General features: G+C 54.2%; 33 protein-coding genes. 23 read left to right on the top strand and 10 right to left on the bottom strand.

Translation table 11 applies throughout. The features are described from left to right. The first annotated feature begins 10 nt into the window (after positions 1 to 10). Entirely contained in the window at positions 11 to 253 is a 243-nt protein-coding gene (locus VMC84_RS04000) for a hypothetical protein (protein ID WP_325378373.1), read from the top strand. 30 nt (positions 254 to 283) lie between these two features. Here the strand turns inward: VMC84_RS04000 and VMC84_RS03995 are convergent, their stop codons facing one another. Then, the gene (locus VMC84_RS03995; RefSeq protein WP_325378371.1) at positions 284 to 835 is read right to left on the bottom strand and encodes a hypothetical protein; all 552 of its coding nucleotides are present in this window, start codon (positions 833 to 835) and stop codon (positions 284 to 286) included. Between the two features lie 180 nt (positions 836 to 1015). Here VMC84_RS03995 and VMC84_RS03990 point away from each other — a divergent pair, with 180 nt between their 5' ends. From VMC84_RS03990 to VMC84_RS03975, 4 genes are all read left to right on the top strand, one after another. Then, positions 1016 to 1570, top strand: coding sequence for a peptidylprolyl isomerase (locus VMC84_RS03990; RefSeq protein ID WP_325378369.1), 555 nt, complete (start codon positions 1016 to 1018; stop codon positions 1568 to 1570). 276 nt (positions 1571 to 1846) lie between these two features. Continuing rightward, entirely contained in the window at positions 1847 to 2491 is a 645-nt protein-coding gene (locus tag VMC84_RS03985; RefSeq protein WP_325378367.1) for a heme-binding protein, read from the top strand. A 51-nt stretch (positions 2492 to 2542) separates the two neighbouring features. Beyond that, a complete protein-coding gene (locus VMC84_RS03980) occupies positions 2543 to 2962 on the top strand; it encodes a ferritin-like domain-containing protein (protein WP_325378365.1) in 420 nt (139 codons plus the stop codon). 119 nt (positions 2963 to 3081) lie between these two features. Further along, on the top strand, positions 3082 to 3420 hold the full coding sequence (locus tag VMC84_RS03975; RefSeq protein WP_325378363.1) for a hypothetical protein: 339 nt from the start codon (positions 3082 to 3084) through the stop codon (positions 3418 to 3420). Positions 3421 to 3494: 74 nt separating this feature from the next. Here VMC84_RS03975 and VMC84_RS03970 read toward each other — a convergent pair whose 3' ends face one another. Next, positions 3495 to 3929 (bottom strand): hypothetical protein, encoded by a 435-nt coding sequence (locus tag VMC84_RS03970; protein WP_325378361.1) that lies wholly within the window; start codon positions 3927 to 3929, stop codon positions 3495 to 3497. A gap of 479 nt (positions 3930 to 4408) precedes the next feature. Between VMC84_RS03970 and VMC84_RS03965 the strand changes: the two genes are divergently transcribed. The 7 genes from VMC84_RS03965 to VMC84_RS03935 all read left to right on the top strand — a co-directional run bounded on the left by VMC84_RS03965 (position 4409) and on the right by VMC84_RS03935 (position 8027). Further along, positions 4409 to 5080, top strand: a complete 672-nt coding sequence (locus tag VMC84_RS03965; RefSeq protein WP_325378356.1) for a hypothetical protein — start codon at positions 4409 to 4411, stop codon at positions 5078 to 5080. Between the two features lie 158 nt (positions 5081 to 5238). After that, positions 5239 to 5760 (top strand): hypothetical protein, encoded by a 522-nt coding sequence (locus VMC84_RS03960; protein ID WP_325378354.1) that lies wholly within the window; start codon positions 5239 to 5241, stop codon positions 5758 to 5760. A 211-nt stretch (positions 5761 to 5971) separates the two neighbouring features. After that, complete coding sequence (locus tag VMC84_RS03955) at positions 5972 to 6490, top strand: hypothetical protein (RefSeq protein WP_325378352.1); 519 nt, start codon at positions 5972 to 5974, stop codon at positions 6488 to 6490. A 287-nt stretch (positions 6491 to 6777) separates the two neighbouring features. Further along, entirely contained in the window at positions 6778 to 7011 is a 234-nt protein-coding gene (locus VMC84_RS03950) for a hypothetical protein (protein ID WP_325378350.1), read from the top strand. Positions 7012 to 7165: 154 nt separating this feature from the next. Continuing rightward, entirely contained in the window at positions 7166 to 7336 is a 171-nt protein-coding gene (locus VMC84_RS03945) for a CxxC-x17-CxxC domain-containing protein (RefSeq protein WP_325378348.1), read from the top strand. Positions 7337 to 7445: 109 nt separating this feature from the next. Beyond that, entirely contained in the window at positions 7446 to 7793 is a 348-nt protein-coding gene (eif1A, locus tag VMC84_RS03940; protein ID WP_325378421.1) for a translation initiation factor eIF-1A, read from the top strand. A 27-nt stretch (positions 7794 to 7820) separates the two neighbouring features. Next, positions 7821 to 8027, top strand: coding sequence for a hypothetical protein (locus VMC84_RS03935; RefSeq protein ID WP_325378346.1), 207 nt, complete (start codon positions 7821 to 7823; stop codon positions 8025 to 8027). Positions 8028 to 8691: 664 nt separating this feature from the next. Here the strand turns inward: VMC84_RS03935 and VMC84_RS03930 are convergent. Genes VMC84_RS03930 through VMC84_RS03920 form a run of 3 tightly spaced genes read right to left on the bottom strand, consistent with a single transcriptional unit; the run spans position 8692 to position 9830 of the window. After that, positions 8692 to 9198, bottom strand: a complete 507-nt coding sequence (locus VMC84_RS03930; RefSeq protein ID WP_325378344.1) for a hypothetical protein — start codon at positions 9196 to 9198, stop codon at positions 8692 to 8694. A 60-nt stretch (positions 9199 to 9258) separates the two neighbouring features. Further along, entirely contained in the window at positions 9259 to 9477 is a 219-nt protein-coding gene (locus VMC84_RS03925; protein ID WP_325378342.1) for a hypothetical protein, read from the bottom strand. Next, entirely contained in the window at positions 9474 to 9830 is a 357-nt protein-coding gene (locus VMC84_RS03920) for a hypothetical protein (RefSeq protein ID WP_325378340.1), read from the bottom strand. Before VMC84_RS03920 ends, VMC84_RS03925 begins: the two co-directional genes overlap by 4 nt. Before the next feature lie 684 nt (positions 9831 to 10514). Here VMC84_RS03920 and VMC84_RS03915 point away from each other — a divergent pair. The 5 genes from VMC84_RS03915 to VMC84_RS03895 all read left to right on the top strand — a co-directional run bounded on the left by VMC84_RS03915 (position 10515) and on the right by VMC84_RS03895 (position 13984). Next, positions 10515 to 10997: a 50S ribosomal protein L11 gene (locus VMC84_RS03915; protein ID WP_325378338.1), complete on the top strand. Its 483-nt coding sequence runs from the start codon at positions 10515 to 10517 to the stop codon at positions 10995 to 10997. A gap of 74 nt (positions 10998 to 11071) precedes the next feature. Continuing rightward, positions 11072 to 11713 carry a 50S ribosomal protein L1 gene (locus VMC84_RS03910; protein WP_325378336.1) on the top strand — a complete coding sequence of 214 codons (642 nt, stop codon included), beginning with the start codon at positions 11072 to 11074 and terminating at the stop codon, positions 11711 to 11713. A 2-nt stretch (positions 11714 to 11715) separates the two neighbouring features. Continuing rightward, complete coding sequence (locus VMC84_RS03905) at positions 11716 to 12627, top strand: 50S ribosomal protein L10 (protein ID WP_325378334.1); 912 nt, start codon at positions 11716 to 11718, stop codon at positions 12625 to 12627. Between the two features lie 18 nt (positions 12628 to 12645). After that, positions 12646 to 12954 (top strand): 50S ribosomal protein P1, encoded by a 309-nt coding sequence (gene rpl12p, locus VMC84_RS03900; RefSeq protein ID WP_325378332.1) that lies wholly within the window; start codon positions 12646 to 12648, stop codon positions 12952 to 12954. Positions 12955 to 13117: 163 nt separating this feature from the next. Continuing rightward, the gene (locus VMC84_RS03895; RefSeq protein ID WP_325378330.1) at positions 13118 to 13984 is read left to right on the top strand and encodes an NAD(P)-dependent oxidoreductase; all 867 of its coding nucleotides are present in this window, start codon (positions 13118 to 13120) and stop codon (positions 13982 to 13984) included. 6 nt (positions 13985 to 13990) lie between these two features. Here VMC84_RS03895 and VMC84_RS03890 read toward each other — a convergent pair whose 3' ends face one another. Continuing rightward, complete coding sequence (locus tag VMC84_RS03890) at positions 13991 to 14161, bottom strand: hypothetical protein (RefSeq protein WP_325378328.1); 171 nt, start codon at positions 14159 to 14161, stop codon at positions 13991 to 13993. A gap of 91 nt (positions 14162 to 14252) precedes the next feature. Beyond that, a complete protein-coding gene (locus tag VMC84_RS03885; RefSeq protein ID WP_325378419.1) occupies positions 14253 to 16517 on the bottom strand; it encodes a S8 family serine peptidase in 2265 nt (754 codons plus the stop codon). 325 nt (positions 16518 to 16842) lie between these two features. Between VMC84_RS03885 and VMC84_RS03880 the strand changes: the two genes are divergently transcribed. Then, complete coding sequence (locus VMC84_RS03880) at positions 16843 to 18267, top strand: PAS domain-containing sensor histidine kinase (protein ID WP_325378326.1); 1425 nt, start codon at positions 16843 to 16845, stop codon at positions 18265 to 18267. Here VMC84_RS03880 and VMC84_RS03875 read toward each other — a convergent pair. Next, entirely contained in the window at positions 18248 to 18649 is a 402-nt protein-coding gene (locus VMC84_RS03875) for a hypothetical protein (RefSeq protein WP_325378324.1), read from the bottom strand. The two genes, VMC84_RS03880 and VMC84_RS03875, sit on opposite strands and share 20 nt — an antisense overlap. Continuing rightward, the gene (locus VMC84_RS03870; RefSeq protein WP_325378322.1) at positions 18643 to 19116 is read right to left on the bottom strand and encodes a DUF371 domain-containing protein; all 474 of its coding nucleotides are present in this window, start codon (positions 19114 to 19116) and stop codon (positions 18643 to 18645) included. Before VMC84_RS03870 ends, VMC84_RS03875 begins: the two co-directional genes overlap by 7 nt. Before the next feature lie 51 nt (positions 19117 to 19167). Between VMC84_RS03870 and VMC84_RS03865 the strand changes: the two genes are divergently transcribed. The 5 genes from VMC84_RS03865 to VMC84_RS03845 are packed head-to-tail and all read left to right on the top strand — an operon-like array spanning position 19168 to position 21582. Further along, on the top strand, positions 19168 to 19827 hold the full coding sequence (locus tag VMC84_RS03865; protein WP_325378320.1) for an HVO_0476 family zinc finger protein: 660 nt from the start codon (positions 19168 to 19170) through the stop codon (positions 19825 to 19827). Then, positions 19824 to 20432, top strand: a complete 609-nt coding sequence (locus VMC84_RS03860) for a protein-L-isoaspartate(D-aspartate) O-methyltransferase (protein WP_349256738.1) — start codon at positions 19824 to 19826, stop codon at positions 20430 to 20432. Before VMC84_RS03865 ends, VMC84_RS03860 begins: the two co-directional genes overlap by 4 nt. A gap of 57 nt (positions 20433 to 20489) precedes the next feature. Next, positions 20490 to 20987 carry a peptidase gene (locus VMC84_RS03855; RefSeq protein WP_325378318.1) on the top strand — a complete coding sequence of 166 codons (498 nt, stop codon included), beginning with the start codon at positions 20490 to 20492 and terminating at the stop codon, positions 20985 to 20987. 12 nt (positions 20988 to 20999) lie between these two features. Beyond that, positions 21000 to 21410: a GIY-YIG nuclease family protein gene (locus VMC84_RS03850; protein ID WP_325378316.1), complete on the top strand. Its 411-nt coding sequence runs from the start codon at positions 21000 to 21002 to the stop codon at positions 21408 to 21410. A 40-nt stretch (positions 21411 to 21450) separates the two neighbouring features. Further along, on the top strand, positions 21451 to 21582 hold the full coding sequence (locus VMC84_RS03845; protein ID WP_325378314.1) for a hypothetical protein: 132 nt from the start codon (positions 21451 to 21453) through the stop codon (positions 21580 to 21582). A 153-nt stretch (positions 21583 to 21735) separates the two neighbouring features. Here VMC84_RS03845 and VMC84_RS03840 read toward each other — a convergent pair. Further along, positions 21736 to 22724, bottom strand: a 989-nt coding sequence (locus VMC84_RS03840; protein WP_325378312.1) for a DEAD/DEAH box helicase, incomplete at its 5' end; no start/stop codon positions are given.

Genomic DNA, 22724 nt, shown 5'->3' with positions numbered 1-22724 from the left:
ATAATGATCTATGACTGGCATACCTATCACGGTAGTCCTTAAAGAACTAAGCGAGCACGACCAGAACGGCGAGCGCCATAAATTTTATCCGCCTGTGAAGGGCGAAGAACAGCGGCAGGCAGAAGATGAAGTGGCCATGATCAAGGCGATGGAGAACGATTTCCGGGATGAGGCCGAGAAACTCCTGGACATTTTCAACCTATCCTATCTACGGCCAAAGATAAAAGCGCCGAAGCATGGAAACGTCGAGTAAAAAAAGTTAAAATTTTTTTAACGTCTAGTTTTAATAGCCGCTCAATCCGGTAGCTTTCCCCACGTTCCCGATATACGGGCTCTTATAGGGCAGGTTACCGTATGCAGAGTTGGTCAGGGGCATCTGGTACGCGGCGTTCGCGCCAATGCCCGGGACGCCAAAGCCTCCGTTGCCAGGGCTCTTATAGGGCACGTTACCGTATGCAGAGTTGGTCAGGGGCATCTGGTACGCGGCGTTCGCGCCGGCGTTTGCGCCAAAGCCCGGGACGCCATAGCCTCCGATGCCGGGATATCCGGTGCTATATCCCGGTGCACTGCATAAGCCTGCCCCGGGTATTCCGCATCCTCCGGCGTATGGTACGCCACCGCATCCTCCGGCGTATGGTACACCGCATCCTGCGACGGGGAAGCCGCCGCATGCGCCGATGCCCGGGAATCCGAAGCCGCCCCAGGGCCCGAAGCCGCCCCAGGGCCCGAAGCCGCCGGCCATCCATGGCAGCCACGCGAACGCCGGTGCCGCAACCACCGATACGGAGAGCAGCACTAATGCTGCCGCTAAAAATATACTGACTACTTTCATCATCCATCTCCCGTTTAAGCCTATACGCAGGGAGACGAAAAGTATTGCCTGCATTAAGGGCGGAATCTCAGTTTTTCAGAACGCTTAAAGTTCGTTTCCCGGCGCATGCTCCGGTTGGAGAACCCGGCGAGAAAGAATATATAGCGTAGGCGGCATTTGTCTAACAACGGTACAGTGACAATTATGGAAGGAAAACAATTCATCGGGGCCGTTTTACTGGTCCTGTCGATAGCGCTGATAGCGGGATGTACCTCACAATCGGAGCAGACCGTCGCAAAGAACGATACCGTTTCCGTGGACTATATCGGCTGGCTCGATAACGGCACAGTCTTCGACACCTCGAACGCGACCCTCGCGAAAGAGGCGGGTATCTACGACGAGAACATAACTTACGAGCCGATCACCTTCGTCGTGGGCTCGGGCGAGGTCATAACGGGCTTCGACAACGGGGTCGTGGGCCTCAAGGTCAACGAGTCCCGGAACATCACGCTCACTCCGGACGAGGCGTACGGGGATTACGACGCATCTCTCATCCAGCCGGTGAACACGTCAGACCTCCTGGAGAACAACATCACGCCGTATGTCAACGAAACGCTCTATTACGGCACGAATCCCGTGACTATCTACAGCATACCGAATAACACGACGGTGATGATCGACTTCAACCACCCGCTCGCCGGGAAGACGCTGCACTTCAAGCTCACGGTGCTGTCCATAACACCGCCCAGCGCCAGTTGAGCTTTTTCTTTTTTAATGTTTCTTCTGTGTTGAATAATAGCTGTTATCTTTCGGGATGACCCGTTTTAAGCCCGCGAAGCTTGCTAAGTCCGCTTCGCGAACTTATATGCTCTCACGGGCTTAGACAACAAAAATAAGAAGGTTATTCAGCACAGTTATTCAGCACAGCAAATTTTTTACGTACATTAAAATATTCAAGGAATATTGAGCGGGAGTTCCCTAAAAGCATCACTTCATTTTTTATCGTTCGGCGTCCATTGATGTTCGGGGATGCAAATGGTATACTTCAGGCATATCGGCATAGCTGCCGTGATACTGGGCCTGCTTATTTTCTCGCCCCTGGCAACCGCCCGGGAGCCCAACGAGCCGGCTTACCGGGTGATCAAAGACGACGGGAATATGCAGGTGAGGGAATACGAGCCCTATATCATGGCACAGGCGGAGGCTGGCGGCGACTTTAACGGCGCCCTGTACTCCGGCTTCATGAGGCTGTTCAACTATATCTCGGGCAAGAACACGGGCCGGTCGAAAATACGCATGACGGTGCCGGTGACCGAGGAGCAGGCCGCGACATCGGAAAAGATACCGATGACCGCGCCCGTGACATCGGAGAGGTCGGGGAATAATTATGTCGTATCTTTTATCATGCCGGCGAACTATACACTGGAAACACTTCCCGTGCCCGACGATAAAAGCATAACGTTCCGGCAGGTGCCGGCCCACAGGGCGGCATCGATACGGTTCTCCGGAAGGATGAATGCAGAGCTGGCCGATAAGAAGACTCGGGAACTGAACGAGTGGATGGCAAAAAGCGGCCTAAAGCCTGCCGGGGATTATCTCCTGGCCCAGTATAATCCGCCCTGGATACCCGGTTTCATGCGCCGGAACGAGGTCATCGTGAGCATAGAAAACGCTCCATAGCCTTTTAAATACGGCTATCGTTCTTTCGTTCGATAAGGCGAGGAATTAACGATGGCTTCGAAAAAGCTAATGGACATGATGAACCGGGCCATCGCCCGGGAGCTGCAAGTTTCCATCCAGTACATGTGGCAGCACGCCCAGTGGATGGGCATACACGGCTATGCGGCCCACGACGAGCTCAAGAAGATCGGCATAGCCGAGATGAAACACGCCGAAAAGATCGCCGAAAGACTGTTCTATCTGGGCGGCATCCCCACGACAAGGCCCGACGTCATCAGCGTCGGCACGACCCTGAAAGAGATGCTCGATGGCGACATTAAATCGGAGGACGAGGCCATTAAGATGTACAAGGAGATCATCCCAATGGCCGAAAAGGAGGGGGACCTGACGACGGCCCACATCTTCATCGAAATCCTGATGCAGGAAGAGGAGCACCAGCGCACATTCACGGGACTTAATAAAAAATCCTGAGAGCGCCTGATCTATTTTTCAATTAACCGGGCGAACGGCGAAAAATATGACAAATCACGCCGCTCGATGCTATAATAGGCAATCAGACTTTTTTATTCTCGCCGTTTCATTGAACAGGGGTGAAAAAAACGAATCTCAACGCAAAGTTACTTGCAGTTGCTCTCGTGCTACTGATGCTTGTGCCGGCGTTTAGCATGATCGCGAGCGCCCGGGGCTTCGGCATGGGCCACGGCATGGGTATGGGCCACGGCTGGGGCGGCTGGGGCGGCCACGGCTGGGGCGGCTGGGGCGGCCACGGCTGGGGCGGCTGGGGCGGCTGGCGCGGTCACGGCTGGGGCGGCTGGGGCGGCTGGGGCGGCTGGGGCGGCTGGGGCGGCAACTGGTGGCCCTGGTGGAACCAGTGCGGCTGGTGGAACAACTGGTGCAGCAATTGGTGGGGCAGCAGTGGATGGTGGTAAGCCCTTATATTCCGGGCACACCATCAATATTTTTTAATAATACGTTCTGCCGATAAAAGAAAAAGTTGGCCTTATTAAGCGATTGTTTTCTGCCCAATCATATCCCAGGTCCCGTCCATGATGGCTGAGACGACCTGGCCATTGGATATCTTAATAACAGCCTGGTGGGAGGTGAGGACTGCGGCGAGTATCATGCCGGTCCTGTTACCATAGCCCGCGTAGCGGGAGGTGAACTCGACCCTGGCGATGCCATTGCTCTCGTCTATCGTACCTGTAACAGTGTCGGCTATGCCATCGAACTGGAACGTGGCGTCGTCCATCACGAACTGCTTCGCGAGCGTGAGGTCGTCATTTTGCATCACCTTCGGATCGCCGGGATGGACCGGGTTACCGGGAGCCGGAGGTACGGTGATCGGCGATTCAGGGGCGGGCGATGTCATGACCATTGCCGCGGTCAGGCCCGCGGCCGCGAGCACGAGAACTCCTAGAACGATTAGCGTTTTATCCATTTTTCTCACCAGTCTGTAGTACAGGATAATCGGTAATAAGGCTTCTCTAAGCTACGATTTCATCCGTACATAATGACGTCAGATTAACTTTGTAAGGCATGAACAGTTAAAATCTTTGTAGTAAAAAAGGAGATATTAGAATGGCTTGCCCTGTTGTGCCCGAATTACCGGTCCGGAAAGTAAGGGCTCACGTCCCGCGGGCAAAATATGCCTGTTTTGCATTTTTAATCTCGCCCTGCTCTATCACAGGTTCTCTTGAGGCAAGCTTATATTTAAGAAACGTTTAATAATATATCAGGGAATCTATTGGGGGACGCTAATCATGGGGGCAAGTATCAGGATACTTTAGATTTTATTTACAATAACTATCCTGATCGATGATCCTTTTTATCGTTACTCGATCACCCGGGGGACAATTCGTGAGTGATAGTAGAAAGGTGGCGGTCTTCTGAGTACCGTTACTCCATACAGAGGGGCAGATGGCGGACGAAGAGGTTGCCGGTAAGATAGCCGTAGGCGAGATCACGGGCTTTTGTAAGAAATGGAATCCATTTCTTAAAAAGACGAAAGTGCTCGTGAAGATCCAGGGCGAGGTCATACCCGTCTTCATCGATGATGGCCAGGCCGACTACTTCCGGAAAAAGTTTGCGGACCGTAGCCCCGTAGCGGCCGGCTTTTATGGCGGCGAATGGCACCTGGGCAGCCCGCCGCCGATCAACGGCGAAGCCGGCCTGCTCGGCAGAGAAATGGAGGGATTTGACCTGGCGGAGATGGTCGGCAGGCCTGCGGCCAGCCAGGAATGGGAACTGCTTAAGCTCGGGCCGTGGTGGAGCGCGGGCCTGAAAGGCCTGCCCGAAGACGTCGAGCAGTATCACGACTACATCCGGCAGGTCGAGTCGAACATTAAGGATAACGGCGGCGAGATCCTCGATAACCTGGGCCTCTCTCACCTGGTGGTGGGCGCTGAAAAGAATAAGGCGGCCACAAAGAAGAAGAGCCATAACTGGGCATCCCATCTGGACAATAAGCTTGACACGATCATCTCACAGAATAACAAGATCCTGGCAAACCAGGACGAGCTATTGCACCTGGTGGGGAAAAATGCCGCCTATGGCAGGACAACCGGCCGGACGAAACGTAAATTTAACTGAAAGCCGGATAAGGCCCGCCATGGGTCATATATGTATTAAAAAGCCGGAACTAACTCATTTTTTTAAAATCTTAGGCGTATTTATGTTTTTATTGGCACCGACAAAGCTTATTATTCAGCCGCTTATAGTACTATAATATTTTACTTTGAGAGAACGATATGATGTTCAACCTCTTCAAGAAGGCCGAGGGGAAAGGCGGTGTCACTCCTCCAGGGGAGGAAACGTCACCCGTAGTACGGGAAAAGTCGAAGAAGCCGGGGCAGAGCCCCGTGTTCAGGGCGAGGGTGCTCAAGGCAAAGCTCGAGGTCATCGAGGCCATCAAGTACGCAGATAAGCAGCGGGCACTGGATTCGCTGACGGTGCTATCGACGCTGGCGGCCGAAACGATCTACGAGCACGACCTCCACGCCATGTTCATCATCAACAACACCATCGACGAGATCAACCAGCACATCGACGCCAAGCTCAAGGTAACTGGCGAGCCGAACGATCTCATCGAGGATATCGACGAGACGCGGATGTACCTGATGATCCGCCTGGCCATGCTTCCCGTGATATCCATGATGAGCGCCCTGCAGCATTTTTCTGATACGGGCATGGACAAGGTGAACGGCGATATCGACACGCGCATCGGCCAGATCCGGGCATTCGTCATGGAACATGAGCGTAATCCGAAGTAATGCATTATTTATTCTTATTGAGCTGCCGCTTCGCATAAACGACTGTACATCTTAGCCCAATTATCATAGAGCCAGTCGATGGTCTTCATTACTAGATTACTGGGATATGTGGCAATAAAAAGATTGCTAAAAGTTTACTTTTAAAGCGATTTAGGCTATTTTACAAACGCAAGCATATATATAATTATATGTAAATAAAACACTTTCAGGCATGACCACCGTAGACGATCTACTTAAGCTCATCGGCATGGCCACGGTCGTTGTCGTCGTATCCGTAGCCGTCGCTCTGATCTTTTTTTATGCCTACAGTGCTATCACCGGGATCGCCCATAGCATGGGCCAGGACAGCCAGGCGCGCGACCAGGCTGTCAGCGCCCAGAGCGAGTATAACTACGATCTCGAGCTGGTAAAGGAGCAGACCCAGCGCCTCGACATGTACTACGCCGCGAAGACGAGCACTGAGATGACCCGGGCCGAATTCCAGTCATGGCTCGGGATGATAGACGGCCTCACGACCGAGTTTATCAAGCGTGAGAACGCGTCCATTGAATCCGGCCGGGCCTACCTGACATATCTGTCACCGGGCAGCGACGAGTATAACCGGGTCGTCAATAATACGGCCACGTCCGGTGAGGACATCAAGAAGGTCAAATACACGTATAACGGGAACGTCTACATCTATAACCAGAAATACGGCAGCGAGTATGGCGAGATACCATATATGGACTAGTGGCCGTTATCCTTGAACAGCCGCGCGAAACCCCCGGATAGGCCCGCAGCGGGATGACTTCGAAGTCGATGTAATCTTCCGGGGCCGGCGGCATCCATCATCACACAGCCTGGCGTCTGGCCCCCGACAATTTCGGCATATGGAACGCGATGCTCGTTAAAAAGCAATGGATTATACAATATACCATTATTATAATAATATTAAATTAGACTATTCTGGAATTATTATCGCATACTTTATTAGGATTCAAACCATAACTGAATAACATATTAAGAAGGGGGACATAGATGAACGGAATTCCAATAGATGAGCTTATAAGCTGGAATGAAAGACTCCGCAGAATCGAACAGATGGCCGTGGATCCAACTCCCGAGGTCGACGAAGCGGCTATGATGCCGCCGAATTCGGGCTTCGAAGAGCTCATATTGATCAAAAGCATGGAACAGGACTTCACTCTTCAGGCCGAGGAACTTCTGGAAACGCTGCACCTGGCGCATTTGCGAGTACCGGCTAATAAATAGGCCGCTCATCTCAATTAAAAGATCGAGATCCCGTTCGCATTTTGGCGGGCTTCTCACATTTTTTTAGACTGATTTTTTATAAATTAGGCATGTATTTATACTATGCGTGTTTTATTGGGGTTGCAGGGAATAATGCCCTGACTGAGAAATTATCATGAGAGACAGTGGATTCAGGGGCCGAAGAAGCTTCGGAGGCCCGAGAGAGATGCACAAGGCTATTTGTGCCGATTGTAAAAAAGAATGTGAAGTGCCGTTCAAGCCCAGCGAAGACCGGCCCGTATATTGCCAGGATTGCTTCCCCAAGCACAGGAAGCCCCGTTACTAAAATTGATAAGCCTCATCCAGTGATCTTATCATTTTTTAATTTTTTATAATTTATAAAAAAATAATTACTTTATATAGTATGATAGCATTCTATTCATGAAGGTGTAAGACTGTATAAACCGCATAACAAGGGTGGCAGAAAGCCGGCGAGCGCCGCCGGTGCCGAAGTCACCAGGGTAAGGACCCCAAGAAAAGCCGATAGAGAAATATTAGGTACCGTGACAAAGCTGCTCGGCGCCTCTCACCTGACCGTCCTGTGCCTGGATAACGTGACACGCATGTGCCGCATCCGGGGAAAGATGAAGAAGAGGACGTGGATCCGTGAAGGCGACGTGGTCATCGTCGTGCCCTGGGAGATCCAGGACGAGAAGGGCGACGTTACGTGGAGATACACGGGGCCGCAGGTAAGCTGGCTGGAGCGTAAGGGCTTCCTGAACAGCATGCCCGAAACATCATAAGTCCGTCCGATAATTCTGAAGGATTCAATGAAATATATTTCCCTGGCATACCATAACAATGAGATGATCGTAGTCAACGGCATGGACGTCTTCACGGCCCATTTTTGCTATTCCAAAAAACAGAGGCAGGGCGCGGTCGACATTATTGTGCCCGCGGCCGTAGCGGACAATACAAACGAAACGCCCGTGATTTTTCTAGAAGAGACCGAAGCCGTGGACGAAGACGACATTTAGCCGGCCGGACATTTATTAAACAGACATTTTGAGAAAGGGCCTGATACCGGGAATGTCGCGGCCCCTGAGAATCTTAAGGGACCGGTATCTCGGCAAAATTCACTAACGCGATCTTATCTGCGTCTTCCGCCACGCTTATTCTTTTTGGCGGTGCTGTTATGCTCGCAGCGCTCGCACTTGCCTGCCGCGATGCTCGTGCCGATCATTGCCGGCGGAACCATAGGGCATTGTCCTTGATATGTACATGTCAATTATATCACTCCAACTCATACATATTCTTCGAGTATATAAGAGCATCTGAATCAAGAGTGGGTTTGCGCTGCCGACGCTTGCCATATAAAAAATATATGGATTATTTGGCATGATTAATTGATAGCTACTTAAATAATTACTATTAAATATATAATAGTAAGGCGATATATATTTCTTATACCCGTATTATCGCAGGAAAAAATTTATTGATGATAGTTATGTTGATGCTGCTCTTATCAACGAGCGGCTGCTATGGGTGCACCTTCGTGACGAGGCCGGCCACTTCTACTCAGGCGGCAGATGCGTCTCCATCTGTCCTGGCAGAGCCTGATGGCCAGGCCAGGCTTCCCGGACAAACGTCTCCCGACTTTTACAAAAGGACGTTGCCCGGCGTCAGTCGCCAGTATAAGCCTCACTTTGACATGGACAGGATGCCATGGATGTTATACCAGCCGATCACGGCCAGCAGGATGATCGACTTTTCGTCTATCTCGCGCAGTACCTCGACATCGGCCGCGATCCGGACGGTGCCACCCTTTTTTGGCCTGGGCACGGTGAAACAAAGCAGCTCGCTGCCCTTATCCGTCGTAAAGAACCACTTTGACTCAGGGATGCCCTCGAACCTCCACTTGAGCCGGTAGCCGTCACTGAACGTCAGGGTGCCCCTGTCGCCGCCATAGAACTTGAATGTGGCGATCTCAAATCCCGTATCCGCTTCGGAGATGACGGTCTGGCGGAAGAAGAATCCCCTGCGCCTGAACGATATTCGCCTCTCGCCGGCCATGCCTTCCGCTTCAGGATCGCCGGGGCTTTTCCATTCGAGTGCCGCCAGCGTATTATCGCCTTCCCGCAGCTCGTAGCAATGTCTGCCCGGCCGCAGGCTGACCCAGTGTAAAATGGAACCTATGCTTAAGGGCATAATATCCCGCCAAATAGTAATGTCGGGTTATGGCTAAATCCTTTGCCAGTAAGGCGAGGATTATGATGACCAGGACCAGGGCGTCAGGTCACTTTTCGATAACTCTTTAGCCATATGGATACTTTCAGGGTCATTCGCATACGGCCCGTAGTTATCGATGCGACGATACCTGGAATTTTCATATAATGCGATGGCTTCCGGCTGGCCGATGCCCTTTTCCAGGATCGCATTTTCGATAGTGCTTGAAAAATTAATTATCGTAGCCGTCCAGCCTATCATACTGGCTTGCCATTGACCGTGATAGCGATCCGGTTCTGCGTCGCCTCTTCTTTCCGGGTCCGGATATTCTCCAGAAAGTCGAGGGGTATTGGCTCTATATTATCACCTTTTGTGAACAAGGCATCAATCCGCCCGGGGAAGATGTCTGCGCCAATCTCTTTAACATGGATATCGTATGTGGCGCTGCCATAAGTATACCCCTTAATAAAATATTCCCTGGTGTCGGACGAGAACTTGCCGTCATCGTCGCTCAGCAGCATCGACTTTCTGACGTCGCCCAGTATGTAGGGGAAATGCAGGCGGTAAGTAATCTCGCCTTTTGAGAAAAATATTGTATCAAACTTTAAGGGCACGTTACATTATTTATTTTATAAATATAATAACTTTATCCAATGCGGGCCATACGCCGATTAAACATAGTTTTAGCCGAGCTTGAATAAGATGCAGAGCAAGTGCAGATATTTTTTTAGAATATGCTGACGGTCACGATTCAGCCGACCGTTTTCATAAACATAATGGCGAGGATCACTTCGGACGGGACGAAGGTGGGATAGACTAGGATGAAGGTCTTCATGTGTGGGTGCCTGAGGTTTAATAAACTATTATTTAAGAATATCCAGAATTGGGACTAAAGTAATATTAGATAGCCTTCGGGTGAAACGAGATGTACAGAGAAAAATCATAATCCGGAAATAAATGCCATATTGAATAAGTCAAATTTTGTTAATTAGTAAACGATTTCTAAGCTAGTTAATTTTCATTAAAGTGAAGAAGATAATCGGAAACTGTCAATAAATTTTGGCTATTATGCAAACGATAAAAATAAGACTGCTCGCTAAACTATGACCTATCAATATTCAACGCAGCAAATATTTCTCGAAAAAAACTATTTCAATGCGAATTAATAAATGCCGGCTTCATTTTACTTATATCCTAATATCAGCTGTATATTAAACATAAGAACCTGACCTTAACATTTATATACCTCAACCACCCTATTGAACCAACATTCTCTACAAAATAGAGGAGAATTTGAAATGGCAGATGTAGTAGAAGTCTTGGTGCCAGGAGGCAGGGCGAATCCGGGTCCCCCGCTGGGTCCCTCGCTTGGTCCTTTAGGCATCAACATAAAGAAAGTGGTCGACGAGATCAACAAGAAGACCGCGGAGTATAACGGCATGACCGTCCCGGTCAAGATCAAGGTCGACGCCAGCAAGAACTTTACAGTTGAAGTTGGCACACCACCGACATCTGCGTTACTTCTTGCCGAAGCCAAGATCGAGAAGGGCTCCGGTACACCCAACACCGTCCAGGTAGGTAACGTCACCATGGACCAGGTACTGGCCGTCGTCGCGAAGAAGAAGGGAGCATTCCTTTCTTACACCAAGAAGAACGCGGCGAAGGAAGTCATCGGTACCTGCGTGTCGCTGGGCATTACCATCGAGGGCAAGAAGGCCAAGGACATATACGCAGACATCAATGCGGGACAGTACGACGACAAATTAGCAGGATCACTCTGATTTTGTTATTCTGTCGTAGTAGACCGTAATTGGTCGGAACGACCAGTGGTCGCAGACTACGGAGGAATAAACTAATGGCAAGAAAAGAAACGGTCGAAGCGGTCAAGAAGGCCTTGGCCGATAAGCCCAAGCGGAATTTCACCGAAAGCGTTGACCTTGCCATAAACCTGAAGAACATAGATTTGAGCCAGCCCAAGAACCGTGTGGATGAAGAAATAATTCTCCCCTCGGGCCGGGGCAAGCCCGTCAAAGTTTGCGTCTTCGCAAAGGGCGACGTGGCCATCAATGCTGAAAAGGCTGGCGCCGACTATGTCTTCCCCCCTGAAGAAATTGATAAACTGGGCGGGGACAAGGTTCGGGCTAAAAAGCTCGCGAAAGAGGTCAACTTCTTTATAGCTGAGACCGCCTACATGCCCGCCATCGGTAAGAAGCTCGGCCAGGTGCTGGGCCCGCGCGGCAAGATGCCGACGCCGTTACCGCCCCAGGCGGACGTCACCAACATGGTGACCAGGCTCAAGAAGGCTATAAAAGTGCGCTCGAAAGACAGGATGACGTTCCACACGATCATCGGCAACGAGACGATGCAGCCGGAACAGATCGCCGATAACATCGACGCTATCTTAAACCGCATCGAGGGCAAGCTCGAGAAAGGCAAGATGAACATCGGCTCCGTCTACGTGAAGACGACGATGGGGCCCGCCGTGAAGGTGATGTAAGGATGGAAGCTACCGAGATTCACCACAGCGTCCACATTCCCCAGTGGAAGATGGATGAGATCAAGGAGATCGTCGATAACGTCCACTCGCACAAGGTCACGGGCATCGTCGACGTCCGGGGAGTCCCGGCCGACGCCTTACAGAAGATGAGGCAGAAGCTCCGGGGCACCGTGACGATGAAGATGATCCGGAACACGCTGACCACCATCGCGTTCGATTCGCTGCCCAAGGACGAGAAAGCCCGGGAACTGGCGAAGTACGTCGACGGCCAGATCGTGCTCGTCTACACGAACTCAAACCCCTTCAAGCTCTACAAGCTGCTCGAGGCCACGAAGTCAAAGGCACCGGCGAAGTCCGGCGACACGGCACCGGCCGATGTCTCGGTCACGAAGGGCCCGACCTCGTTCAAGCCCGGCCCCATCGTGGGAGAAATGCAGCAGGCCGGCATCCCGGCGGGCATCGAGGGCGGCAAGGTCGTCATCAAGAACGACAAGGTCGTCGTGAAGAAGGGCGAAAAGTTCACCGCCAAGCAGGCGGAGATCCTCGGCAGGCTCGAGATCTTCCCCATGGAGATCGGCCTGAATTTAAAGGCAGTCATCGAGGGCCACACCATTTATATGCCGTCGGACCTCTCGATGGACGAGAACGAGCTGAGGAACATGTTCGCAAAGGCCGCGGGCCAGGCCCTGAGCCTGAGCTTAGAGGCCGGCATCGCCAACAAGGAGACCATCGAGCCGCTCATCCAGAAGGCGGTCCGGGAATCCAAGGCGCTCGCCGTCAACGCGCCCATCTTCGAGAAGGACGCCATGGACATGATACTCTCTAAGGCGGAGGCCGAGATGCTCTCCGTCGCAAAGGAAGCGAAGGCGAAGAACGCCAACGCGTTAGACGAAGAATTAAAGTCAAAAGTATGATATTTGAGGTGTATTAAAATGGAATACGTATACGCAGCTTTACTGTTACACAAGGCTGGCAAGCCTGTGGATGAGACCGGCGTCACTACCGTCCTGAAGGCGGCTGGTGTCGAAGTGAACGAGGCCCGTGTCAAGGCGCTGGTAGCGGCGCTCGAGGGCGTCAACATCGACGAGGCCATCTCCAAGGCGGCCTTCGCGGCGGCTCCGGCCGCGGCAGCGGCGGCCCCGGCGGCAGGCGCCCCGGCAGCTGAGGCTCCCAAGGAAGAGAAGAAGAAGGAAGAGGAAGAGGCCACCGGCATGGAAGGTCTCTCCGCCCTGTTCGGTTAAGCATACCGGACACCTTTTTCTTTTTTCATTTTTTTAGTTTTTGGATATATACCAGCATATTTGGCTTTTTCAACGGTAAGAATAAACGTTAGCTGCTATCCTTCAATGGAAAGTATATCAGCAGTAAGCGAATATACTAGTACGTTCACTATTTGGAGACATTATGATCCTGATCCTAGGCTGCGGCCCGATGGGTACCGCTATCCATGAAGCGCTTAAAGACCGTGAAGTGTCGTGGGCGTGCGATAAAGGGCACCCGTCCCCGGCCTCCGGATGTGCCGGCTACGACGTCAAGAACAACGCCGATGTGGCGCGCGTCGTCAGGCAATTCAAGCCTGAAAGCCTGATCCTTACCGAGGAGGTATCCAGTGTCGAGTACTGCGAGAAGAACCGGCTCGACGCCATGGAATTCAACACGCGGGGCGCGCGGTTCTTCGTCGAAGCGTCGGCCCAACTGAGGGCCCGCATAATATATCTCTCGTCGGCATATGTGTTCGACGGCCGCAAGCCGGGCGGGCTTTACACAGAATACGACCACGTCAACCCCATCAACGTCTACGGCGAGACCAAGCTCATGGGCGAGGTGGCCGTGGATAAGGCGGCCGACCACGTGACGGTGAGGATGGGCGACGTTTATGGTAATTATCCGGATAATTTTGTGAGCTTCGTGGTCTCGAGCCTGGGCTACGGCCAGAAGATCGAGCTGGCGAGGGACATGTATTTCTCGCCGATCCACATCGAGGACGCCGCCAGAGCAGTAAGGCTCATGACACTGGAGAGCATGAGCGGCACATATAACCTGGCCGGGCCCGAGCGCATAAGCCATTATGAGATGGGCCTGCGGATCGCCAGGATATTCGGCCTTAATGAAGACTTGCTGGTGCCCCTGAGCATGGAAGAGATGGGTCTAACCGTGAGGATGCCCCGGGACCTGTCTCTCGACATCTCGAAGGTCGCCGCGATGATGAAGATACGCGGCATCGACGAAGGGCTTGAGGCCATGAAGAGCTCCATGGCCCCCGCAAAATAAAATATCTTATAGCTTTCTCTGGGCCCTGCCCAGTGCTTTTTCAGCTTTTCCGATTTCTTCCCGCAGCTTGCCCTTCGCTTCCACGTCACGCTTGCCCATAGCCCGGCCCGCTTCCTTCTCGGCCTTGCCGGCGGCCTCTTTTACTGCACCCTCGACCTCTTTCTTTAAGCCTCCCATTTGAATCACCAAAAAGTAGGCACAATGTGCAGGTACAAAACGTTTGATAATACAAAAGACGAGGATTAAGAAAAAAGATAAAAAAAGGAGCCTAAAGCTGGAACGGAGTTACCAGCTTATAGCTCAGTCCGCGTATCGAGGTGCTGTCGGAGACGAGCTGCAGCGTGTACGTGCCCGCCGCAGGAGTGCAGTCGATCTGCTCGTAGGCGCCGCTTAAGCCTTCCGCCGCCTTCGTGCCCTGCGCGATCGTATTACCGCTGCCGTCGACGAGCGACAGCGCGATCGTGTTATAGCTCCACGACCACGAGACTCTCGCGTTTACAGGGAGCGCTCCATCAGCGTTCACCGTGAACGTTACCGGCGTGCTTCCCACGGTCCCCGTCTTCACGTATGCCGGCGCCGTGTCGGCGCTGGACGTGCCCGTGAAAGCGACGCCAGCGTACGTGTTAGCGGTCACCTTGAGCAGGTAGTAGCCGCCGGCCGGAGCGTTATACTGCACCGTTTCGGTGGTCGTGTACCTGTTTTCGGACTTGGCTACGAGCTTACCGGACGGGTCATACAGGTACGCGTTCAGGTCCGAGTACTTGCTCGCCCAGTTTATCGTCGCCGTTACCTGGCCTGCGGCCGACGGTGTCAGGTACTCATAGTACTCCTGGCTCGTCGATGCACTCCCGGAGAACGATTTTCCGGGGGTAGGTATAGGCGTCGGCGATATAGTCGGGTTGGGGGTCGGCGAAACCGCCACGCCCGCCACGTTGAGCGTGTAGGACTTCGTGGCCCTGACGCTGCTGTCCGATGTGGACGTGGCAGTCACCGTTATGGTATACGTTCCGGTCGCCGTGCTGGCCGCCGGCGTTACCGCCAGAGTCAGGTACGCCATGCCATTTGGCTGCAGGGTGTCCCCGGAATAGCCCGTTAAAGTCCACCACGCATCCGGTATTCCGCTTACGGAGACGGTATACGAATCGGCCGATCCGCCGGTATTCGACATCATTATGCCCTGGCTGATAGTCGTGCCCGCCTTGACCTGGAACTGCTCCATGCGCCCGTACTGGTTATTGTACTTGGCGAACATGCTGGTCAGGGCGACCGATGACCCGGTTCCCGGCTGAGGTGTCGGGGTCGGGGTCGGGCTCACGCCCGGCGACGGGGTCGGCGTGGGCGTAGGTGCCGGCACCTTGCCGGTCAGCACGTAGTCCAGTGCCGCCTTGGCGTCGACACGGCCGTAGCCGTAGTCATTATTGGGCACGCTGCCGCCCAGCGGCTTTGCCGTCTTTTCCAGGACGGTCTTGACCTGCTCCGGTGTCAGCGTCTTGTTCGCCTGGAGGAGCAGGGCGACGACGCCCGAGGTCATCGGGGTGGCCATCGAAGTGCCGCTCATGGCCTTATAGTAGCCGGTCGAGGCCGTGCCTCCGGCTTTTGCCGCCACCAGGCCGACGCCCATGTTAGTAACGTCGGGCTTGACGCTGCCGTCCCGGTTCGGCCCCCTGGAGCTGAACGAGGCGATGGCATCGTTCCGGTCCGATGCGCCGACCGTAATGACATACGGGCTGTCGCCCGGGCAGCAGATCGTTTTTGCGCTCGGGCCGCTATTTCCCGCCGCGATGACGACTACGACGCCTGCCTTTACGGCGTTGTTCACGGCATCATCCATGGCCTGGGAGTGTGTCGTACTGCCCAGCGACATGGAGATCACCTGTGCGCCGTTCTTGACGGCCCAGTCGATGGCCTTGATGATGTTCGTGTCGCTCCCCGAGCCGGAAGACGACAGGACCTTCGCGACCATCAGGCTGGCTTCGGGCGCTACGCCTTTATACTGGCCGTTGGAGGCGTTGCCCGTGCCGGCGATGGTGCTGGACACGTGCGTGCCGTGGCCGTGGTCATCGTACGGCGTGGTCTTGCCGTTGACGTAGTCGACCCAGGCGACGACCTTGTTGCCGTTCAGGTCGGGGTGGTTCGTGTCGACGCCCGTATCGATAACGGCGACCTTGACGCCTTTGCCCGTGTAGCCGGAAGCCCAGACCTTGTCGGCGCCGATCTGGGGCACCGCCTTATCCAGCAATACCTGGACTGTCTGCTCTTTCTCTACGTACTTTACGTTGCCGAGCGACTGAAGTTTGCCCGCCATGTTGTCGGGTATTGTGACCGACATGCCGTTGATGATGCCATAGTGGTCGATCACTTTACCGTTGAGCGAGCTCACGAGGTCCGTGACCTGGCTTTCCGCCTGCACGGACGGCCCGTCGTTGAAAGCGACGATGTACGTCGAATATCCGGTCGATGCCCCCATGTCAGTAGAATTATCTGCCGCGGGCTGCGATGCTCCTACGACCGCTATCGAGGACAGCAGTACCATGAGCAAAACAGCGACGCCGAGCGTGGTTTTTAGTTTAATGTCGTTCCCTCCGCAAGTTAGGAGCTGCTAATAAAGCATTTCCTGTATACTAGTTATCCCAAGGTTGAACTTTTGCTATATATACTTTATACTAAAATTGACAAATTTTGTAAATAAATTAGCTATTTTTGTAAATAGTTTGAATTATTGACATAAACTAAGTGAATATTTTGTAAATATTTACCTGGTCCTTGAGCACCAGCCGAATATATCGATAGCGTAAAAAATTTGAGTTAATTTTTATAAATAACACACAATATTATTGTGACGGCGCGTGATTTCATTCATGGACGAGATGTCGGATCTTACGGCCCCTGCCCGGGAACGGTATAATAAGCTTTTACTGTTGGCCATCATCGTCGGCTGTATCATCGTTACCGTATACGTCAACCTGGTAATGGGCGTCGATGTCGTCTATACGCACCTTTACTATATCCCCATCATCCTGGCCGGCATCTGGTATCACCGAAAGGCCATCTATGTCGCCATATTCCTCGGGATGGCTCACATGGCCATCGGATACTTTACGATGGGGCATGTCGTCCCGGATACATTGATCCGGGCGTCTATCTTTATCGTCGTCGCCATCGTCGTGGGCACGTTGTCCGAGTATAAGGACCATCTGTTTAAAGATATCCGCCTGCTGCTCGAATCGACCGACGAGGGCATCTACGGGGTCGATGTGCAGGGGCGCTGCACGTTCATCAACCGCTCGGCGCTACGGCAGCTGGGCTACACGAAGAGCGAGGCGCTGGGAAAGGATACGCATGACCTGATCCACCATACCCGGAGCGACGGCACGCCGTGCCGGCGCGAGCAGTGCTGCGTGATCCAGTCTTTACGCGAAGGCACCGGCTGCCGAGACAGCGACGATGTATTCTGGCGAAAGGGCGGCACGCCCTTCCCCGTGGAGTATTCGTCTTACCCGATACGCGAGGACGGAAAGATAACAGGCGCTGTGGTCACGTTCGTCGATATCACGGAGAGAAAGGACGCCGAATCGCGGGTCAGGGATGCCCGGAGGCAGGCCGAGCTGTACGTCGACCTGATGGGCCATGACATCAATAATATGAACCAGATCGGCATGAGCTATCTCGAGCTCGGCCTCGCGAATTTAAGCCTCAAGGACGACGAAAAAATATACCTGGAAAAGCCCCTCGAAGCTTTCAGGAACAGCACGCGGCTCATCGATACCGTCCGCAAGCTGCAGATGATCAAGGAAGGCGGCCTGAGGCACGAGAAGGTCGACATGTGCCTGATACTCCGGGACGTGGTGTCCGAGTTCTCGCATGTGCCGGGCAGGGACGTGGCCATACGCCTGGAATCGGCGAACGAATGCTACGTGCTTGCCGACCCGCTGCTGAAGGACGTGTTCGTCAACCTCGTGGGCAACGCCATCAGGCATTCTACGGGTCCGGTATCGGTGGATATCCGGCTGGAACCGGTATCCCGGGATAACATCACATATTACCGGGTCGACATCAGCGATAACGGCCCCGGGATACCCGACGAGCTGAAGAAGAGGCTGTTCGGGCGCCACCAGCATGGCGAAACAGGCGTCACGGGCCGGGGCCTTGGCCTCTATTTAGTAAAAAAGCTGGTCGATGATTTTAAGGGAAAAGTGTGGGTCGAAGACCGCGTTCCGGACGAGCCCTCGAAAGGGGCGAAGTTCGTGGTGATGCTGCCGGCGCTCACTTCTTCGCCATCGTGACAAGCCCCAGCCCGATGAAGAAAAGCACGACGCTGGCGACCGTCAGCAGGATCGAGGCACTGATGGGTATGCTATACGCGGCCAGATATCTACTGACCTCGTCCGTGAGCCCGAACTGGTACAGAGTGCCGATCAGGTAACCGGCGGCCAGAAGCGTGGCCATTGCCATGATCACCGTCAGGATGGACAGCCGGGGCGTGTACGGCACATAATACCGCTGCTGCTTTTCCGCCTGCTCGGCCTTAATTGCCTCGAGCTCTTCGCGCATCTTCTCTTTTTTAATATCCTCGAGCTCGTTCCACATCATTTCGTTCTTGATGCTCGCGAGCTCTTTTTTGAGGTCTTCTATGCCCGCTGTTTCGGGCTTTTCATCCTCTACCATGCCTGTCGCTCCATGAATAATAGATCGAATGAAGGCTTAGGCTTTTCTCTCTGCTCTACACATAGCTCGATGATGGCTTGATTTCCTTCGGCCAGCGCCTTTATCAGCTTCCGGTCGAGCCTGGCCGCGGGCTTATCCGCGTGTATCAGGACGGTCCTGCCGCAAACGTAATCGCTGACGCGGAAGACCATGCTGTTCTCGACCGTGAATGTCATTGCATTCGACCCCCATCCGGTGACACGATCTTTGACGCCTCCCGCCTCGATCACGCAGGTGATAAAAGCGTCGTCCCGGGCCGCGGACCTTTTAAATGGCTCGCTCAAAGAAGCCGCCCCTTTATCGGCGCCCACGGCAATGATGCAATCGGCCGACGCCGATATCTCCGCGTCCCGCGTCACCTCGAATGTGCTCCGGTGCGTGCCCGTGACGTTCGTGTGGCCCCGGGCATGGACAACTTCTTTAAGCATACGGAGTTATATCTACTCTGTTCATTGATATAACACACGGAGAGTCGTTTTGTGGATAAGATAGATGTAGTCGAGGCCGCGTGCCCCCAGTGCAGCCCCGAAGAAGAAGTCATGCATACGGTCGTTAAAAGTCACTTATTAAAGTGCGAGCAATGCGGATTCATTCACCGCCTGCCCCACGAGAAAAAGAAAGCGATCAAGATCAAGGTCATCGTGAGCCGCGGCGGCGCGTCGTCGGCGCAGCAGCTCGAGGTCGACGCGGACGAGGAATTGTACGCGGGCGACGAGTTCGTGATCGACGTCGGGGAGGACGTGAGCGGCGTCCGCATCCAGTCGCTGGAGCTGCTCACCGGCGGAAGGTCCGAGCGCGCGAAGGCAAAGGACGTACGCACCATCTGGGCCCGGGCCATCGATGAGGTGGTCGTGAAGATCGCCGTCCAGCGCCTGGGCGAGACGCAGTCGCTCGACTACAAGGTCAACGGCGACTACGAGTTCGCCATCGGCGACATTATGAAATTAAAGGGGTATGAGGTCCGCATCAGCTCCATCAAGGTCAGGGACGGCGGCATTTTCAAGCGAACGGGCAAGGCGATCAAGGCCAAAGATGTCCGGCGCATCTACTCGAAGATCATCTCGCAGGAGCGGCGTGCCGTGGGCGAGGGGCTGAGAGCATCCAGGAAGAGAAGTGGCGAAAACGCCAGGAAAGCCTGATAAGGCTTTTACGATTTCAGGGAATTAGCGAACGGGTACTTGACGCCATGGCGCGAGTGCCCCGGCATCTTTTTGTTCCAGAAAACGTCCTGGAAAATGCTTACGAGGACGTGCCCCTGCCTATCGGCGAGGGCCAGACTATTTCTGCGCCCAATATGGTCGCGGTCATGTGCGATCTCCTCGACGTCAGGAACGGGGATAAAGTTTTAGAGGTCGGCACCGGACTGGGATACCACGCGGCCATCCTGTCCATCCTTGCCGGCAGCGGCATGGTCTATACGGTCGAGAGAAAGCCTGAGCTGGCTTATAAAGCACGGGAAATATACAAAAAGCTGGGCTTGATCAATATCGATGTGATCATCGGGGATGGCAGCGAAGGCTTCCCTGAGCACGCGCCCTATGACCGCATCAGCGTCGCCGCGGCGGCACCGGATATCCCCGGCCCGCTTATCGACGAACTAAAGGACGGCGGCCGCATGGTCATCCCGGTCGGGCATTACTATCAGGACCTCTATCTCGTGGAGAAGGCCGGCGGCCAGGTGAAAACCTATAATAAGGGCGGCGTCGCCTTCGTGCCGCTCGTGGGAAAATACGGTTTTCAATAATTATTCAAGTTATTATTATAATAATGTACCTCCATACCATTCAGTGTTGAGGTATGGATGCGATTCGATCTCTTTTATACGGCAGATGCCGCCGAGTTCAAGCACATCGTGGCGAGAACGCTCGTCGAGGTCTACGGTGTCTCCACGGCTGACCGGGGCGTACTTGACCTCTACGAGGGCGCCTATGACATCAGGCACGGCCAGTTCGACGCGCAGGTGCTGCTCGACTACCTGATACGGAACATGTCGTCGGAGCACGCCATCTGGGTCGTGGGCGGCGACATCTATTACGACCACCTGACATTCGTCATGGGCCTGGCCATGTATCACCTGGCGGGCGTCGTGTCCACGTTCCGCCTGGAATCGGCGGAGATGGTGGCCAAGGAGTGCGCCCACGAGGCGGGCCACGTGCTCGGGCTTGACCACTGTAAGGACGACTGCGTCATGCGCTTTTCCAGCTCCATCGAGGACGCCCTGCAGAAGCCGGCTACCCTGTGCGCCAGGTGCCGCGCGATCTTTAACCGCAAGGTAATTGAGCCCCGGCCCCTATTGTAGTTGGGGATAGTGGTGGAAGATATCGATAAGGGCACGTACACTCTGGTCATGTTCCTTAAAGAGCCGATGCGCCTGAAGATCGGGGCGCTCGGCGAGCTGTATTTTAACGAGGGCTACTATGCCTACACGGGCTCGGCGCTCGGCAGCGGCGGCTTTGTCCGGGTAAAGCGACACAGGGCGGTGGCCTCGGGGAAGAACCGGACGAAGCAGTGGCACATCGACTACCTGCTGCCGCACGTCGAGGTCGTCGACGTCGTGACCTCCCCCCGGCCTGAGTGCAGCGTCGCCGGCTCCATCGACCAGTTCCTGGCCCGGGTGCCGGGCTTTGGCTGCAGCGACTGCCGCTGCCCCACGCATTTGCACTACGCCGAGGACCTGGAGAAGATGAAAAAGGTCGTGCAAGAGGCGCATCACGTAACATAAAAACAATTATCTATTAGTAAGCCCATACTCCATTATTACTATGGGCCTTCAATTCGTTATCGGCAGCATCGACCGCCTGTCCATCCTGCTCGCTATTTCGGGCGCTATCGTGCTGCTGGGCGCCACGTTATCGCTTCGCCGTTTTGAGCATCTCCTGCGACGGCAAGCGTGACATGGGTGACTGGACTGGGTCAATGGCCATCGACCGGCTTATTTGTGGCTAAAGGCGGACCTGTATGCCGGCAGGTATATCGTGCGTGTCGAGAAAACAGGGTGCCCTATGAAGTGGGTCACCCTCGAGTCGCTTCAGGCTATAAAAATGCTATTATCGAGAGCGCCGTTTCCTGAACTCGTAATCCTGCCTGCCGAATTCCCGCCGGTCCCGGCTCTCGGGCTTACGCTCCTTCCGCTGGCGCATCGGCCTGTCCTCGGTCAGCTCAACGGCCGCGGGCGGCTCGTCCTTTTCCCGGCTCAGCATCTTCAGGGCCGCTGAAAGCAGAGTCACCGAATCGTTCATATTCAAAAGATCCTGGGCTATGCCCCGGTACTTCGAGGTATCGCTGCCGCCGGCCACGCTTAACAGGCTTTCCACGAGCGCCTGCTGTTTTCCCTCAAAGGCCTCGGCAGCCGTCGGTACGGGCCTCCTCTCGATGTTATGGCGTGTGACACGCTCGATGAAACGTAAAAGCCCCATCTCCCGCGGCGTCACGAAAGTGATGGCTGCGCCTTTCTTGCCCGCCCGGCCGGTCCGCCCTATGCGGTGGACGTAGCTGTCGGGGTCCTGCGGTATGTCGAAGTTATAGACGTGCGTCACGCCGCTGATGTCCAGCCCTCTCGCCGCGACGTCGGTGGCCACGAGCACCTCGGTAGTGCCCTCCTTGAAGCCGCGCATGACGCTGTCCCGCTTCGATTGCGCGAGGTCCCCATGGATGCCCTCCGCCGGATAGCCGCGCTCGTCCAGCGCTTTTGCCAGCTCGTCCACACGCCGTTTTGTCCTGACGAACACGATGGCGAGCGCCGGAAGCTGCACGTCCAGCAGGCGGCAGAGTACTTCGAACTTTTGTCTTTCGGGGACTTCATAATAGGCCTGCTCGGTGCCCGAGACGGTCATAGATTTCGATTTGATGCCGATGGTCTGCGGGTCCCTCATGAAGCGCTTTGCCAGCTTCTGGATAGGCGCGGGCATGGTGGCAGAAAAGAGCATTGTTTGCCGGCCTTCCGGTGTTCTCTCCAGTATCTCCTCGATGTCGTCGATGAAGCCCATGTCGAGCATCTCGTCCGCCTCATCCAGCACGACGGTCCTGATATTCTTAA

The sequence above is a fragment of the Methanocella sp. genome, assembly GCF_035506375.1.
In the GTDB taxonomy this organism is placed as follows: domain Archaea; phylum Halobacteriota; class Methanocellia; order Methanocellales; family Methanocellaceae; genus Methanocella.
The sequence above is the reverse complement of the archived record's forward strand: the minus strand, read 5'-3'. Positions and strand labels throughout refer to the sequence as shown.

What these genes read in the sequence shown, in the direction of transcription:
- VMC84_RS04000 (WP_325378373.1), top strand. Translation starts at nt 11, where the DNA reads ATGACTGGCATACCTATCACGGTAGTCCTTAAAGAACTAAGCGAGCAC.
- VMC84_RS03995 (WP_325378371.1), bottom strand. Translation starts at nt 835, where the DNA reads ATGATGAAAGTAGTCAGTATATTTTTAGCGGCAGCATTAGTGCTGCTC.
- VMC84_RS03990 (WP_325378369.1), top strand. Translation starts at nt 1,016, where the DNA reads ATGGAAGGAAAACAATTCATCGGGGCCGTTTTACTGGTCCTGTCGATA.
- VMC84_RS03985 (WP_325378367.1), top strand. Translation starts at nt 1,847, where the DNA reads ATGGTATACTTCAGGCATATCGGCATAGCTGCCGTGATACTGGGCCTG.
- VMC84_RS03980 (WP_325378365.1), top strand. Translation starts at nt 2,543, where the DNA reads ATGGCTTCGAAAAAGCTAATGGACATGATGAACCGGGCCATCGCCCGG.
- VMC84_RS03970 (WP_325378361.1), bottom strand. Translation starts at nt 3,929, where the DNA reads ATGGATAAAACGCTAATCGTTCTAGGAGTTCTCGTGCTCGCGGCCGCG.
- VMC84_RS03965 (WP_325378356.1), top strand. Translation starts at nt 4,409, where the DNA reads ATGGCGGACGAAGAGGTTGCCGGTAAGATAGCCGTAGGCGAGATCACG.
- VMC84_RS03960 (WP_325378354.1), top strand. Translation starts at nt 5,239, where the DNA reads ATGATGTTCAACCTCTTCAAGAAGGCCGAGGGGAAAGGCGGTGTCACT.
- VMC84_RS03955 (WP_325378352.1), top strand. Translation starts at nt 5,972, where the DNA reads ATGACCACCGTAGACGATCTACTTAAGCTCATCGGCATGGCCACGGTC.
- VMC84_RS03950 (WP_325378350.1), top strand. Translation starts at nt 6,778, where the DNA reads ATGAACGGAATTCCAATAGATGAGCTTATAAGCTGGAATGAAAGACTC.
- VMC84_RS03945 (WP_325378348.1), top strand. Translation starts at nt 7,166, where the DNA reads ATGAGAGACAGTGGATTCAGGGGCCGAAGAAGCTTCGGAGGCCCGAGA.
- VMC84_RS03935 (WP_325378346.1), top strand. Translation starts at nt 7,821, where the DNA reads ATGAAATATATTTCCCTGGCATACCATAACAATGAGATGATCGTAGTC.
- VMC84_RS03930 (WP_325378344.1), bottom strand. Translation starts at nt 9,198, where the DNA reads ATGCCCTTAAGCATAGGTTCCATTTTACACTGGGTCAGCCTGCGGCCG.
- VMC84_RS03925 (WP_325378342.1), bottom strand. Translation starts at nt 9,477, where the DNA reads ATGATAGGCTGGACGGCTACGATAATTAATTTTTCAAGCACTATCGAA.
- VMC84_RS03915 (WP_325378338.1), top strand. Translation starts at nt 10,515, where the DNA reads ATGGCAGATGTAGTAGAAGTCTTGGTGCCAGGAGGCAGGGCGAATCCG.
- VMC84_RS03910 (WP_325378336.1), top strand. Translation starts at nt 11,072, where the DNA reads ATGGCAAGAAAAGAAACGGTCGAAGCGGTCAAGAAGGCCTTGGCCGAT.
- VMC84_RS03905 (WP_325378334.1), top strand. Translation starts at nt 11,716, where the DNA reads ATGGAAGCTACCGAGATTCACCACAGCGTCCACATTCCCCAGTGGAAG.
- rpl12p (WP_325378332.1), top strand. Translation starts at nt 12,646, where the DNA reads ATGGAATACGTATACGCAGCTTTACTGTTACACAAGGCTGGCAAGCCT.
- VMC84_RS03895 (WP_325378330.1), top strand. Translation starts at nt 13,118, where the DNA reads ATGATCCTGATCCTAGGCTGCGGCCCGATGGGTACCGCTATCCATGAA.
- VMC84_RS03890 (WP_325378328.1), bottom strand. Translation starts at nt 14,161, where the DNA reads ATGGGAGGCTTAAAGAAAGAGGTCGAGGGTGCAGTAAAAGAGGCCGCC.
- VMC84_RS03885 (WP_325378419.1), bottom strand. Translation starts at nt 16,517, where the DNA reads ATGGTACTGCTGTCCTCGATAGCGGTCGTAGGAGCATCGCAGCCCGCG.
- VMC84_RS03880 (WP_325378326.1), top strand. Translation starts at nt 16,843, where the DNA reads ATGGACGAGATGTCGGATCTTACGGCCCCTGCCCGGGAACGGTATAAT.
- VMC84_RS03875 (WP_325378324.1), bottom strand. Translation starts at nt 18,649, where the DNA reads ATGGTAGAGGATGAAAAGCCCGAAACAGCGGGCATAGAAGACCTCAAA.
- VMC84_RS03870 (WP_325378322.1), bottom strand. Translation starts at nt 19,116, where the DNA reads ATGCTTAAAGAAGTTGTCCATGCCCGGGGCCACACGAACGTCACGGGC.
- VMC84_RS03855 (WP_325378318.1), top strand. Translation starts at nt 20,490, where the DNA reads ATGCGATTCGATCTCTTTTATACGGCAGATGCCGCCGAGTTCAAGCAC.
- VMC84_RS03845 (WP_325378314.1), top strand. Translation starts at nt 21,451, where the DNA reads ATGGGCCTTCAATTCGTTATCGGCAGCATCGACCGCCTGTCCATCCTG.